Origin of the sequence: Clostridium sp. D33t1_170424_F3, assembly GCF_015667585.1 — a bacterium.
GTDB lineage: Bacteria > Bacillota > Clostridia > Oscillospirales > Acutalibacteraceae > Anaeromassilibacillus.
In genome coordinates this window covers 100,234-114,266 of record NZ_JADPEG010000006.1, presented here as the reverse complement: position 1 = coordinate 114,266, position 14,033 = coordinate 100,234, and the positions used below count along the sequence as shown (strand labels likewise).

Genomic DNA, 14,033 nt, shown 5'->3' with positions numbered 1-14,033 from the left:
CCCCCTGTTATAGTTCATTTCAAATTAACATGTATAAAACAGGTATTGCCGGGAGTATGAACTCCCGGCGAAACCGGTTAGATAAAATTCAGGAAGCTGGATACCTTGGTGATGTCAATGACGGAGAGCTGCGTCGTATCCACATTCTGCGCGCAGGTCAGGAATGCGTTCGCCGTATCCAGAGAGGTCAGGCAGGGAATGCCCGCTTCCACCGCGTTGCGGCGGATCAGGTAGCCGTCGCGGTTATGCGAAACGCCCTTGGAAGGCGTATTGATCACCAGATTGATCTTACCGGACAGGATATGGTCCAGAATATCCGGCTTTTCCGCACCGATCTTGTTGGTGCGGATCGTCGGGATGCCGTTGTCGTTCAGGAAATCCGACGTTCCGGCCGTCGCGTAAATGGTCCAGCCCAGCTCATAGAGACCGCGCGCAATGGGCAGCACCTCCTGCTTATCGCTGTTCTTGACCGTGATAATGGCATTGCCCTTCTTGATCATGTGCGTTCCCGCACCGTAGAAGGACTTAATCAGCGCCTCGTCAAAGGTCCGCGCCACGCCGAGCACCTCGCCGGTGGACTTCATCTCCGGCCCGAGGTTGACGTCCGCGCCGTACAGCTTTTCAAAAGAGAACACCGGCATCTTGATGGCGATCAGGTCCTTTTCGGCCTGAAGGCCGTACTCAAAGCCCATTTCGGGCAGGGTCTTGCCGAAGAACGTGCCAACCGCCAGCGGAACGATCGGGATGTCGGTCACCTTGCTGATATACGGCACCGTACGGGACGAACGCGGGTTGGCCTCGATGACATAGACCTCGTTGTCTTTGACGATAAACTGGATGTTCAGCAGGCCCTTGACCTTCAATGCCTTTGCCAGGCGGCGGGTATATTCCACAATGATGTCCTGCATATCCTTGGAAACGCCGATAGCCGGGTAGACGGAAATACTGTCTCCGGAGTGGACGCCGGCGCGTTCGATATGCTGCATGATGCCCGGAATGACGGAATCCACACCGTCACAGACCGCGTCGACCTCGACCTCCGTGCCCATGATGTATTTATCGACCAGGATAGGATGCTCCTGCGCGATCTGATTGATGATGCCGATGTCCTCGATCACATCCTCGTCGCTGTAGGCGATGTGCATGCCCTGACCGCCCAGCACATAGGACGGACGCACCAGAACCGGGTAACCCAGCTCGTTGGCCGCCACAAGGGCTTCCGCACAGGTAAACACGGTGCGGCCTGCCGCGCGCGGAATCTCACACTCGTTGAGGATCGCGTCAAAGCGCTCCCTGTCCTCCGCGGCGTCGATGCTGTCAAAGGAGGTGCCCAAAATCGGGACGCCCATCGCCTCGATCGCACCGGCCAGCTTGATGGCGGTCTGTCCGCCGAACTGGACCACAGCGCCGTCCGGCTTTTCCAGCTCCACCACATGGAGCACATCCTCCGGGGTCAGCGGCTCAAAATACAGCTTGTCCGCAATATCGAAGTCCGTACTGACGGTTTCCGGGTTATTGTTCATGATGATGGTTTCGTAGCCCAAGTCGCGCAGCGCCCAGACGCTGTGGACGGAGCAGAAGTCGAACTCGATGCCCTGTCCAATCCGGATCGGGCCGGAACCGATAACCAGGACCTTTTTGCGGTCGCTTCTGCACACGGATTCGTTTTCCGCACCATAGCTGGAATAATAATACGGTGTGGCCGCGTCAAACTCCGCCGCGCAGGTGTCAACCATCTTATAGACGGGTTTTATGTTCCACTCGTTTTCCAGCGCGCGGATTTCTTCCACGGACTTTCCGCTCAACTCGGAAATGGTCTGATCGAGGAAGCCATAATCCTTCGCTTTATAAAGCAGCGCGCGGTCCAGCTCCTCGCCCGCCAATGCCTTTTCCACATTGATGATTTCCACCAGCTTGTCCAGGAACCACAGGTCGATCTTGGTGATGTGGTGGATTTCCTCCGCGGTAAATCCGCGGCGCAGCGCCTCCGCCAGAACAAACAGTCTGCGGTCGTCCACCACATGGAGGCGTTCCGCCAGAACGTCGTCGGTCAGGCTCTTCAGGTTCTTGTCGATCAGGCTGGTCATGTTGATTTCCAGGCCGCGCACAGACTTCATCAACGCGGATTCAAAGGTCGGCGCAATGCCCATGACCTCGCCCGTCGCCTTCATCTGCGTCCCCAGCAGGCGCTTCGCGTTCTGGAATTTATCGAACGGCCACTTTGGAATCTTGACGACGCAGTAATCCAGCGTCGGCTCGAAGCAGGCGTATGTCTTCTGTGTAATCGCGTTCTGAATTTCATCGAGCGTGTAACCCAGCGCAATTTTGGACGCAACCTTCGCAATCGGGTAGCCGGTCGCCTTGGAAGCCAGCGCGGAGGAACGGCTCACACGCGGATTCACCTCGATCACGCAGTATTCAAAGCTGTTCGGGTTCAGCGCGAACTGCACGTTGCAGCCGCCTTCCACCTTCAGCTCGGTGATAATATCCAGCGCCGCACTGCGCAGCATCTGGGTCTCTTTGTCCGCCAGCGTCTGGCAGGGCGCCACAACGATGGAGTCGCCCGTATGGACGCCGACCGGATCAAAGTTTTCCATATTACAAACCGTGATGCAGTTGCCGTTCTTATCGCGCATCACTTCGTATTCAATTTCCTTCCAGCCGGAGATGCAGCGCTCAATCAGCACCTGGTGCACACGGCTGCGGTGCAATCCCAGAGACGCAATGGAAATCAGCTGCTCGCGGTCATACGCGATGCCGCCGCCGCTGCCGCCCAGCGTATACGCCGGACGCACGACCACCGGGTACCCGATGCGGTCCGCCACCTGCAGGCAGCGATCCAGATCCTCTGCAATTTCACTCTCCGCGCAGGGCTGGTGGATGCGCTCCATGGCCTCTTTGAAAAGCTCGCGGTCCTCCGCCATGCGGATCGTATCCGCGCTGGTGCCGATCATTTCCACGTTGTGCTCTTTCAGGAAACCGGATTCCTCCAGTTCCACCGCCAGGTTCAACGCGTTTTGGCCGCCCAGGGTCGGCAGGATGCTGTCCGGCTTCTCTTTGATGATGACTTTCTTGATCGTCTCCACCGTCAGCGGTTCAATATAGACCTTGTCCGCAATCTGCTTGTCCGTCATGATGGTTGCCGGGTTGGAGTTAATCAGGACAACCTCGACGCCCTCTTCCCGGATGGCACGGCAGGCCTGTGTGCCCGCGTAGTCAAACTCCGCGGCCTGTCCGATGATGATCGGGCCGGAACCGATGATGACGACCTTTTTAATCTCTTTCCTCTTGCTCATATACGGCTCCCTCCCATCAAATCAATAAATCGGTCAAACAAGAATCCGGTATCCAGAGGACCGGAGGAAGCTTCCGGATGGAACTGTACCGTGAACACTTTGCCGTTTTTATAACGCAGGCCCTCGACGCTGCCGTCGTTCATGCTGATGAAACTGACATCCGCAACGGCGGGGTTTACGGATTCGGCATTGACAACATAGCCGTGGTTCTGAGAGGAGATGTAGACCCGGTTGGTAGAAAGGTCCTTCACAGGGTGATTAATGCCTCTGTGCCCGTATTTCAGCTTATATGTATCGCAGCCCTGCGACAGCGCCATCAGCTGGTGTCCCAGACAGATGCCGAAGGTCGGTATGCCGTGCGCATAAATGCGCTTCAGCTCCGCAATGGACTTCGCGCAGGCCTGCGGGTCGCCGGGGCCGTTGCTGAGCATCACACCGTCCGGCGCAAAGGCCAGATAATCTTCCAGCGTCGCGTCGTACGGGAAACATTTGACCGTACAGCCGCGCTTCACCAGGCAGCGGATAATGTTGTGTTTGACGCCGTAATCCGCCAAAGCGACTTTGATCGGGCCATCGCCGTAGAGTTTCCCCTCGCGGTCGCTGACCGCCGGTACGTGGGATTCCAGTACAAACGCCTCAATCTGCTTTTTCATGGAGTCGGGATCGATCCTGTCGCCGTACGCGATCATGCCGCGCATTGTGCCGCTTTCACGCAGGACGCGCGTCAGCGCGCGGGTGTCCACGCCGCAAAGGCCCGGAACCTTGTTCTGCTTCAGATACGTGTCCAGATCCACATCGCATCGGAAATTACTTGCAATGCCGGAGACAGAGCGCACGATAAACGCGCCCAGCCACGGCTTTGTGGATTCCGCGTCATCGTAGCAGATCCCATAATTGCCGACAAGCGGATATGTCATGACAACGCCCTGTCCCGCATACGACGGGTCCGTGAGGAGCTCGGTATACCCGCACATCGCGGAGTTGAACACGACCTCGCACACGACGTCGTGTTCATAACCAAAGCCCGTGCCCTCAAATGTCATGCCATTTTCGAGCATAAGGAGTGCTTTCATTCAATCACCAACCGTTTCTTTTTATTCAGGGTCCCGTTCTCGGGATATTTACAGCCAAATGGCCCCGGACTCCAAACGGAGCGGGGCTGACTTTGTCACCATTCGATCAGCTGAACGCTTCCACGATTTTCTGCACAGCTTTTTCGGTATTCTCTTTTGTATTAAAGGAAGTCAAACGGAAGAAGCCTTCCCCGCCGGCGCCAAAACCGGAACCAGGCGTGCCAACAATGCCCGCCTTCTGCAACAGCAGGTCAAAGAATTCCCAGGAGGTCATACCCGCCGGCGTTTTCAGCCATACATAAGGGGAATTGACGCCGCCGTAAACGGTAAATCCGGCCTTCTGCAGCCCTTCGCGGATAATTTTTGCATTATTCAGATAATACGCGATATTTGCGCGCACTTCCTTTTGGCCCTCTTCGGAATAAACCGCTTCCGCGCCGCGCTGCACCACATAGGAAACACCGTTCATCTTGGTGGACTGGCGTCTGTCCCAAAGCTGATTCAGCGAAACGCCGTCGTATTCCAGCTCTTTTGGAATAACGCTGAACGCACAGCGCGTTCCGGTAAAGCCAGCGGTTTTGGAGAAGCTGCGGAATTCAATGGCGCATTTCTTTGCGCCTTCCACCTCATAGATGCTGTGCGGCATATTCGGCTCGGTTATAAAGGCCTCATAGGCCGCGTCGTAGAGAATAATGGACTGGTTCGCCAGCGCGTAATCCACCCACTTTTTCAACTCCGCTTTGGTGATACCGACGCCGGAGGGATTGTTCGGAAAACAGAGGTAGATCATATCCACCGGCTGCGTGGGCAGCTCCGGCAGGAAGTTGTTTTCTTCCTTGCAGGGCATATAGACAATTTTATTCCAGCCTTTGCCCTCTTCGTAATCGCCGGCGCGTCCCGCCATCGCGTTGGTATCCACATAGACAGGATAAACCGGATCGCAAACCGCCACGACGTTGTCAACTCCAAAAATATCGCCGATGCTGCCGGTATCGCTCTTCGCACCGTCGCTGACAAAGATTTCATCTGCGGAAATATCGACCCCGCGCGCCTGAAAATCGTGCTTTGCGATGGCGTCTCTCAGGAAAGCATAGCCCGCTTCCGGTCCATAGCCGCGGAACGTCTCCGCCTCCCCCATTTCCCGGGCGGCGGCACACATGGCCTCCACAACCGCCTTCGGCAGCGGACGCGTCACGTCGCCGATGCCCAGACGGATGATTTCCATGTCCGGATTCTGCTCGGTAAACGCATTTACCTTATTTTTAATATCTACAAACAGATAACTTGCGGGAAGCTTTACAAAATTTTGGTTGACCTTCAACAAATGAAAAAACCCCCTTTTCGTCTGACTTTTTCTTTTTCTGTTCTTATATGACCCAATAGGATATTATATCAGATTTCTACGGTCCCGTCAAAAACAAACGTTGCGGGTCCTTCCATAAATACATTGTTTGTCTGTTCGTCCCAGTCGACCACCAGATCGCCGCCCTTCAGATGGACGGTTACCCTTCGGCCGGTTTTACCGTTCAAGGCGGACGCCACCGCACTGGCGCAGGCGCCGGTTCCGCATGCCCAGGTTTCCCCGGAGCCACGCTCCCAGACGCGCATCTGGATTTCTTCCGGGCTGATCACCCGTACAAATTCCATATTGACCTGTTCAGGAAACATCTCATGGTGTTCCATTTCCGGGCCAAACCGCGGCAGGTCCAAGCCGTCCACATCCTCAACAAAGGCCACGCAATGCGGGTTTCCCATGGAAACACAGGTGATGTACCAGATGTTTCCGGACGGCGACTGCACCGCCTCGTTGATCACCCGCTGTTTTGCAAACCGCACCGGGATTTTAGCAGCCTCCAATTCCGGCGGACCCATGTTGACGCGCACAGAGGAAACCGTTCCATTTTGTACATTTAAATGAAGCGTTTTAATCCCACTCCGGGTTTCCACCTGAAGAACATCCTTTTTAACCAGTCCCCGGTCATAGACATATTTCCCCACGCAGCGGATGCCGTTGCCGCACATCATACCGATGGAGCCGTCGGCGTTAAACATCTCCATTTTGCAATCCGCCACGTCGGAAGGCTGGATTAAAATCAGACCGTCCGAACCCACGCCGAAATGACGGTCGCTCAACTTTACAGCCAGCTCCGACGGATGCTCGGGCGTCTGCTGGAAGCAGTTTACATAAATATAGTCGTTGCCAATGCCATGCATTTTTGTAAATTGCATTGTTTGTTCCCCTTTCTGTCCGGTTTAGAGCCATTGGCCCTATGAGGAAGCGCCCAACGTCTCCAACACCAGCATTGCGGTTTCACATAGTTTCTTGCTGGAATTCATACTGCGCTTCTGCAAAAAACGGTGTGCAGCAGACTCCGACAGGTTGCATCGGTAAATCAGAAGCTGTTTGGCCCGATCGACAATCTGCTTTTCATCCATCCCACAGGACTGGATGCGCTTTTTCAGATTCAGGCTGCTTCCCTCGTGGATCCTTTGCAGCATGGTGACAGAAGCGATCAAAACCGCGCGATTGAGCGGCAGCAGCAAGTAGGGGTGCTCCCATTCGATGGATACCTGCCCTCTGGAAATATACAGGAATTCAAACCCTTCTTCTGCCATCTTCGGCAGACCAATCGCCTGCATATCCCGCAGCTTAACGCCGCAAACCACCACGCCGCCGCGGCAGCTCCGGCCCATCAATTGCATGACCTGCGCGCCTGTGTTGCAAACAGTGGGCATCGGGAATCCCGCCGTTTTCAGAACAGAAGCAATTTTCCTGGCATTTTCAATATTCGCATTTGCAACTATAATATTCCTCACATTTTCCAACTCCGATCCAGTTGGACGCCTGCAAAAAGAGATTCACGATCATATTTTAAAATTTATTCAGATAGCGCTCAATCTCCCACTGAGAAACGCGCGTGGTGTATTCCTTCCATTCCTGACGCTTCGCCTCAATATATTTGCTGTAGACATGGTCGCCCAGCACCTCTTTGACAAACGGGTCCGCCTCCATGCAGTCGACCGCCTCAATCAGGTCTGCCGGCAGATTTTCGATGCCGCTCGCGATGCGTTCTTTTTCTTTCATGTCGTAAATATTGACGGATACCGGGTCCGGCGGCGTCAGCTTATTTTTAATACCTTCCAGGCCCGCCTGCAGCAGCAGGGCAAATACCAGATACGGGTTACAGGCAGGGTCCGGAGAACGGAGCTCCACGCGCGTTCCAACACCGCGGGTGTCCGGCACGCGGATCAACGCGCTGCGGTTGCTGGTGGTCCAGGCAATGTAGCAGGGCGCTTCATAACCGGGTACCAGTCTCTTATAGGAGTTTACCAGCGGATTGGTCAGCGCGCAGATGCTTTTGACATGCTTGTCGATGCCTGCGATAAACTGATGGGCGATTTCACTCAGGCCCGATTCCGAATCGGAATCATAAAACGCGTTTTTACCGTCTTTAAACAGCGACATATTGGTATGCATGCCGGAACCGCACTGCCCATAGACAGGCTTCGGCATAAAGGTGGCGCACAGCCCGTGGGAATCCGCGGCAGACTTTACCACCATTTTAAAGGTAAGGATGTTGTCCGCGGCGGACAACGCCTCGCTGTATTTAAAGTCGATTTCATGCTGGGCGATCGCCACCTCGTGGTGGGAAGCCTCAATTTCAAAGCCCATTTCCTCCAGCGTCAGGCAGATATCGCGGCGGCAGCTCTCTCCCAGATCGGAGGGGCCCATATCAAAATAGCCCGCCGTGTCATGCGTAATGGTGGTGGGATGACCGTATTCATCCGTATTGAACAGGAAAAATTCGCACTCGGGGCCGACATTGAAGCTGTAGCCCAGATCTGCAGCCTCTTTGAGCGCCTTTTTAAGGATATAGCGCGGATCGCCCTCAAACGGAGTGCCGTCCGGCTTATACACATCGCAGATCACACGTGCAATTCTGCCGCGCTGCGTATGCCAGGGCAAAATGACAAAGGTATCCAGGTCCGGCCAGAGGTACATATCGGACTCCTCAATACGCACAAAGCCCTCAATGGAAGAACCATCAAACATGCATTTGTTGTCCAGCGCTTTTTCAATTTGGCTCGTTGTGATTGCAACATTTTTCAGTGTACCAAAGATGTCTGTAAACTGCATCCGGATAAATTTGACGTCGTTTTCCCGGATGATCCTGATGATGTCTTCCTTGGTGTATTTGCTCAAAGCCGTATCCCCCTAAAAATAAAAATAACAAGGCTGTTCCTGAATGCAGAACCTCCTTGTCAAATTACTGTGGCTGCGAAAATCAGCCGTATATCGTTTTTATTTTATTCTATTTGACAGGTTGTGTCAATCATTTTTACGGGGCAGGATTCGATTTATGTTTATGCACAAATTTTGAAAATTATTCCTCCGATTTCCGGCGAAAACACAGGCATCATGCAACATCCACTCTGTTTTCCTGCAAAACACTTGAAAAAACTTTGATTTTCCCACAAGAAAACCTTGAAAAAGCGGTATCTATATGCTAAACTGTTGAAGTAAAAAAAATGGAGCCTGCAAACTGCCGTTTTTTCATGCGTATTCTAACAATAATGTTACCCTGCTCCGCGCAGCGGACCGTGGCTTTGCGGGTATACTAATGAATGGAAATGAAATATAGGAGGCTGTGTAAGTATGTCTTATGTGAGCGAACAGTTGGAAAACGTCATCCGCCTGAACAAAAGCGAGCCGGAATTCATTCAGGCTGTCACAGAAGTTCTGAAATCCCTCGAGCCCGTGATTGAGCAGAATCCCCAGTACGAAAAGGCCGGTATTCTGGAGAGAATCACAGAGCCGGAGCGTCAGATCAAATTCCGCGTCGCCTGGGTGGACGACAACGGCAAGGTACAGGTCAACCGCGGCTACCGCGTACAGTTCAACTCCGCGATCGGTCCGTATAAAGGCGGCCTGCGTTTTCATCCGTCCGTCAACCTTGGAATTATCAAGTTCCTTGGCTTTGAGCAGATTTTCAAGAACTCCCTGACCGGTTTGCCGATCGGCGGCGGCAAGGGCGGTTCCGATTTTGATCCGAAGGGCAAATCCGACCGCGAGATCATGGCCTTCTGCCAGAGCTTTATGACAGAGCTCTATCGCCACATTGGCCCGGATACCGACGTCCCGGCGGGCGACATCGGCGTGGGCGGCCGCGAGATCGGCTACCTGTTTGGCCAGTATAAGAGAATCCGCAATGCCTTTGAAGGCGTACTCACCGGCAAAGGTCTCAACTTTGGCGGTTCCCTCGCCCGTACAGAAGCAACCGGCTACGGTCTGCTGTATTTCACCGACGCCATGCTGAAAGCGAACGGTAAGAGCATCAATGGTGCAACCATCGCCATCTCCGGCGCCGGCAACGTGGCGATCTACGCCTGCCAGAAGGCACAGCAGCTGGGCGGCAAGGTAGTCACCATGAGCGATTCCACCGGCTGGATTTACGATCCGGAAGGCATCGACCTTGCGGCAATCAAGGAGATCAAGGAAGTTAAGCGCGCCCGCCTGAGCGAGTACAAGAGCTACCGTCCGAACGCTGAGTATCACGAAGGCAAGGGCGTCTGGAGCGTAAAGTGCGACATCGCGCTGCCCTGTGCAACCCAGAATGAACTGCTGATCGACGACGCGAAGATGCTGGTTGCCAACGGCGTTTACGCGGTTGCAGAAGGCGCGAATATGCCGACCTCCATTGAGGCGACCGAGTACCTGCAGGCAAACAATGTCCTCTTTGCCCCGGGCAAGGCCAGCAACGCCGGCGGCGTGGCAACCTCCGCTCTGGAGATGAGCCAGAACAGCATGCGTCTTCACTGGAGCTTCGATGAAGTGGATTCCAAGCTGAAGGGCATCATGGAGGACATCTTTAAAAACGCTGCGGATGCCGCGGAGAAGTACGGCTATCCGAAGAACTACGTTGTGGGCGCCAACATTGCGGGCTTTGTAAAGGTCGCAGATACCATGATGGCGGAAGGCGTCATCTGATTTTAGCTTTTTATATCGCGTAATATTGTCATGATTCCCGCGCTGCTGGCGAGGCGTGCGCGGTGTGAACCAACCAACCATATCCGGTATTGTAGAAGAAGTAGCGGTTATGTGGGTTTTATTCCCGCATAGCCGCTATTTTTCTGTCTGTCCGGATTTGTTTGCCGCTTTACAGGAGGCGGAACAAAATATATTAGAAATGGGTGCAGAACATGGAAATGGAAAAAACAACGGACAACAAGGCGCTTCAGCTGGTAAAGAAATTTTTTCAGCGGTACTTTATCGATGCGATGAGCGCGATGGCGCTGGGCCTGTTTTCCTCTCTCATCATCGGACTGATCATGTCCCAGCTGGGTAAGATTCCCTTTCTCTCCTTTCTGGAGCCTTATTCCGCAATGGCTGCCGCGTCCTCTCCGGTAGTTGGTTCCGCCATCGGCGCGGCGATTGCCTGGGGACTGAAATCCAAGCCCCTGGTGGTGTTTTCCTGTGTGGTGTGCGGCGCGTTCGGCTACCAGGCCGGCGGTCCGGTGGGCGCATATGTCGCGGCGGTGGTCGGTGCGGAGCTGGCGCGCCTGGTCAGTGGTAAAACCAAGGTGGACATCGTGGTAACGCCAATGGTGACAATCATCACCGGCAGTATTGCCGGCCAGCTGGTCGGCCCTTACATCCAGAGCTTCATGAGCGGTCTTGGAGCGGTCATCAACCACGCGACAGAGCTCTCCCCTCTGCCGATGGGTATTTTGGTCTCTGCAATTGTCGGTATGGTTTTGACTGCGCCGATCAGCTCTGCGGCGCTTTGCATCATGTTGGACCTCAATGGACTTGCCGCCGGGGCCGCTGTGGTCGGCTGTTCCGCCCAGATGATCGGGTTCGCTGTGGCGAGCTTTCGTGAAAACAAATGGGGCGGCCTGCTCTCTCAGGGAATCGGAACTTCCATGCTGCAATTCAGCAACATTATGCGCAAACCGCAGATCTGGATCGCCCCCACGCTGGCCAGCGCGATTCTCGGCCCCATTTCCACCTGCGTGTTTCGAATGACCAATACTGCGACCGGAGCCGGTATGGGCACCAGCGGACTGGTTGGCCAGTTCGGTGCATTCGCAGCGATGAGCGGAACCATGCCGCAGTGGCAGATCTGGGTAGAGGTGATTCTGATGCACTTTATTGCGCCCGCCATCCTGACGCTTCTGATTGATTTTGCCCTGCGCAAAATCGGATGGATTAAGGAAGGCGATATGAAAATTAACGTGTAAAGTAAAACCACCCGTCAATGAACTGTACCAAGATCAAAGGACAGTTCCATCGCGGGTGGTTTTATATGAAGAACGGAAGCCGCTCACAACTGTGAGCGGCTTTTCATCTTTCCCTGTGTTTATTTTCTGACAGATATTCCCTTCCCAGTCAAGTACGTCTTCAACTCCGGTATACTGATTTCTCCAAAATGGAACAGCGATGCAGCAAGGACTGCGTCCGCTTTCCCCTCGGTAAACGCGTCATAAAAGTGCTCCAGCTTTCCGGCTCCTCCGGAAGCAATAACCGGAATATTGACGCTTCCTGAAACAGCGGCAGTCAGTTCTAAATCATACCCGTTCTTTACGCCGTCGCAATCCATGCTGGTCAGCAGAATCTCCCCTGCGCCCAGACTCGCCGCTTTTTTTGCCCACTCCACAGCGTCCAATCCGGTGTCCACGCGTCCGCCGTTCAGATAAACCGTCCATCCGCCTTCCGGCTTCCGCTTCGCATCAATCGCGCACACCACGCACTGGCTGCCAAATTTTGCAGCCGCCTCACCGATCATCGCGGGATTTTTAATTGCTGCGGAATTGACGGAAACCTTATCCGCACCGGCGCGCAGCAAGGCTGTAAAATCGTCCACGGTGCGGATACCGCCGCCCACCGTGAAGGGAATAAAAATAGAATCCGCCACTTTACTGACAATATCCAATATGATGCCCCGCGCCTGTGCGGAAGCGGTAATATCCAGCAGCACCAGCTCGTCCGCTCCCTGGCGGTCGTACTCTTTCGCTGCTTCAACCGGGTCTCCGGCGTCTACCAGATTGACAAAATTGGTTCCTTTCACCACACGCCCGTTATTGACATCCAAACACGGAATAATTCTTTTTGCATACATGGCGTCTTCCTCCTCAATCCCGGTCTATCAGGGATACAAAGTTTTTCAGCATCTTCAGTCCCGTGCGTCCGCTCTTCTCCGGATGAAATTGCGTGGCAAACAGATTGCCTTTTTGAACGGCGGCGTCAATTTGTACGCCGTATTCCGTTGTTGCGGAAACGACGTCGCGGTCTTCCGCGTGCAAATAATACGAGTGAACAAAATACACATACGGATTCTCTTCCAAGTCCTGAAAAAGCCCTTCCGGCTTGCGGATATTCAGCGAGTTCCACCCGATATGGGGAACCTTTAATTGGCCTTTTTCCGGGATTTTGCAAATCTTTCCTTTTAACACGCCCAATCCGGGGACACCGGGATCCTCTTCGCTTCCCTCAAACAAAAGCTGCAAGCCCAGGCAAATCCCCAAAAACGGCTTTCCGCTTTCAATGAAATCCAGCGCCGGCTGCACCATCCCCGACTGGTTTAAGCATCGCATCGAATCGCCAAACGCACCCACCCCAGGTAAAATTGCTGCCGACGCTTCCATCAATTCCTCTTTGTCCGCCGTCACTTTCACATCACAGCCTATATAATGAAACGCTTTTACCACGCTTTGCAGATTCCCCGCTCCGTAGTCAATCACCGCTATCATTGCTGTTCCCCCTGTCTTTTCATGTTCGTATACTTTCACACATTGCTAAGCTAAACTATCATTTATTTTACCATTCGCGTGACAAAAAGGCAAACATTTTGTAAAATAAATTTCCTGCCTTATGGATTGGCAGGCAGATGGGCATTTTTTACCGGATCAGTACATACTCTCTTATTGGCCCCTGACCAAACAGGCGAACAACATGAACGATGATAGGATGAGGGTAGAGAAATGGATTACATATCTTTGATTGGCATTGCGGTCGGACTCTCCATGGATGCCTTCGCGGTATCCATTACAAACGGCGCCGTCACCAGACAGGTCGACGCCAAATTTACAGCAAAACTGGCGGTCAGCTTCGGTCTTTTTCAGGCCGGAATGCCCATGATTGGCTGGGGCATCGGTAAAGCCGGCGAAGGCCTGATCAGCAGCGTAGACCACTGGATCGCCCTTATTTTGTTGTCCTACATCGGCATTCAAATGCTGCTGGAAGCGCGGAAAAAACAGAAAGAAGGCGCTGTGGAATGTCAAAGAGAGACAATCGGATTTAGAACCGTTATGGCATTGGCGGTCGCAACCAGTATCGATGCGCTCGCTACCGGGATCATCCTGCCAACCGCTGTCGGCGCGGCCACCCTTCCGGCGATGCTGCTGTCTGTGTCTTTGATCGGCTTAATTACTTTCCTTTTATCCGCCTGTGGGATTGCAATCGGAAAAAAATTTGGCACACTATTCTGCAACAAAGCAGAAGTCATTGGCGGAATCGTTCTAATTGTAATCGGATGCAAAATATTTCTGGAACATCTGGAACACATGTTTATCCTTTGAGAACAATTGCAGGCGACTTTGTTTAAAAGCGATAAATCTACAGATTCCTACTGGAAAAGCAGGATTCTCCCTTGAATTTCTTCCT

At 53.6% G+C, this 14,033-nt stretch carries 11 protein-coding genes; 3 read left to right on the top strand and 8 right to left on the bottom strand.

Translation table 11 applies throughout. The annotated features are described in order from the left end of the window. Positions 1-77 precede the first annotated feature (77 nt). The 6 genes from carB to glnA form a co-directional block, all read right to left on the bottom strand. Positions 78-3,296 carry a carbamoyl-phosphate synthase large subunit gene (gene carB / locus I4V53_RS05675; RefSeq protein WP_195984418.1) on the bottom strand — a complete coding sequence of 1,073 codons (3,219 nt, stop codon included), beginning with the start codon at positions 3,294-3,296 and terminating at the stop codon, positions 78-80. After that, positions 3,293-4,369, bottom strand: a complete 1,077-nt coding sequence (locus I4V53_RS05670) for a carbamoyl phosphate synthase small subunit (protein WP_195984416.1) — start codon at positions 4,367-4,369, stop codon at positions 3,293-3,295. Before I4V53_RS05670 ends, carB begins: the two co-directional genes overlap by 4 nt. 106 nt (positions 4,370-4,475) lie before the next feature. Further along, positions 4,476-5,693, bottom strand: coding sequence for an LL-diaminopimelate aminotransferase (locus tag I4V53_RS05665; RefSeq protein WP_195984414.1), 1,218 nt, complete (start codon positions 5,691-5,693; stop codon positions 4,476-4,478). 68 nt (positions 5,694-5,761) lie between these two features. After that, a complete protein-coding gene (gene dapF / locus I4V53_RS05660; RefSeq protein ID WP_195984412.1) occupies positions 5,762-6,598 on the bottom strand; it encodes a diaminopimelate epimerase in 837 nt (278 codons plus the stop codon). Positions 6,599-6,637: 39 nt separating this feature from the next. Further along, positions 6,638-7,186 (bottom strand): ANTAR domain-containing response regulator, encoded by a 549-nt coding sequence (locus tag I4V53_RS14145; RefSeq protein ID WP_195984410.1) that lies wholly within the window; start codon positions 7,184-7,186, stop codon positions 6,638-6,640. Positions 7,187-7,241: 55 nt separating this feature from the next. Further along, positions 7,242-8,573, bottom strand: coding sequence for a type I glutamate--ammonia ligase (glnA, locus tag I4V53_RS05650; RefSeq protein ID WP_195984409.1), 1,332 nt, complete (start codon positions 8,571-8,573; stop codon positions 7,242-7,244). A gap of 453 nt (positions 8,574-9,026) precedes the next feature. Between glnA and gdhA the strand changes: the two genes are divergently transcribed. Continuing rightward, positions 9,027-10,358 carry an NADP-specific glutamate dehydrogenase gene (gdhA, locus tag I4V53_RS05645; protein WP_195984408.1) on the top strand — a complete coding sequence of 444 codons (1,332 nt, stop codon included), beginning with the start codon at positions 9,027-9,029 and terminating at the stop codon, positions 10,356-10,358. Positions 10,359-10,570: 212 nt separating this feature from the next. Next, a complete protein-coding gene (locus tag I4V53_RS05640; RefSeq protein ID WP_353616481.1) occupies positions 10,571-11,611 on the top strand; it encodes a PTS sugar transporter subunit IIC in 1,041 nt (346 codons plus the stop codon). 119 nt (positions 11,612-11,730) lie between these two features. Here the strand turns inward: I4V53_RS05640 and hisF are convergent, their stop codons facing one another. Then, entirely contained in the window at positions 11,731-12,489 is a 759-nt protein-coding gene (gene hisF / locus I4V53_RS05635) for an imidazole glycerol phosphate synthase subunit HisF (RefSeq protein ID WP_195984407.1), read from the bottom strand. Positions 12,490-12,502: 13 nt separating this feature from the next. After that, positions 12,503-13,120, bottom strand: coding sequence for an imidazole glycerol phosphate synthase subunit HisH (gene hisH, locus I4V53_RS05630; protein WP_195984406.1), 618 nt, complete (start codon positions 13,118-13,120; stop codon positions 12,503-12,505). Positions 13,121-13,351: 231 nt separating this feature from the next. Here hisH and I4V53_RS05625 point away from each other — a divergent pair, with 231 nt between their 5' ends. Further along, positions 13,352-13,948, top strand: a complete 597-nt coding sequence (locus I4V53_RS05625; protein WP_195984405.1) for a manganese efflux pump MntP — start codon at positions 13,352-13,354, stop codon at positions 13,946-13,948. Positions 13,949-14,033: the final 85 nt, after the last annotated feature.

Excerpts from the sequence above, each read along its gene's own strand:
- hisF (WP_195984407.1), bottom strand. The coding sequence starts at position 12,489 with ATGTATGCAAAAAGAATTATTCCGTGTTTGGATGTCAATAACGGGCGT.
- dapF (WP_195984412.1), bottom strand. The coding sequence starts at position 6,598 with ATGCAATTTACAAAAATGCATGGCATTGGCAACGACTATATTTATGTA.
- carB (WP_195984418.1), bottom strand. The coding sequence starts at position 3,296 with ATGAGCAAGAGGAAAGAGATTAAAAAGGTCGTCATCATCGGTTCCGGC.
- gdhA (WP_195984408.1), top strand. The coding sequence starts at position 9,027 with ATGTCTTATGTGAGCGAACAGTTGGAAAACGTCATCCGCCTGAACAAA.
- hisH (WP_195984406.1), bottom strand. The coding sequence starts at position 13,120 with ATGATAGCGGTGATTGACTACGGAGCGGGGAATCTGCAAAGCGTGGTA.
- I4V53_RS05625 (WP_195984405.1), top strand. The coding sequence starts at position 13,352 with ATGGATTACATATCTTTGATTGGCATTGCGGTCGGACTCTCCATGGAT.
- I4V53_RS05640 (WP_353616481.1), top strand. The coding sequence starts at position 10,571 with ATGGAAATGGAAAAAACAACGGACAACAAGGCGCTTCAGCTGGTAAAG.
- I4V53_RS05670 (WP_195984416.1), bottom strand. The coding sequence starts at position 4,369 with ATGAAAGCACTCCTTATGCTCGAAAATGGCATGACATTTGAGGGCACG.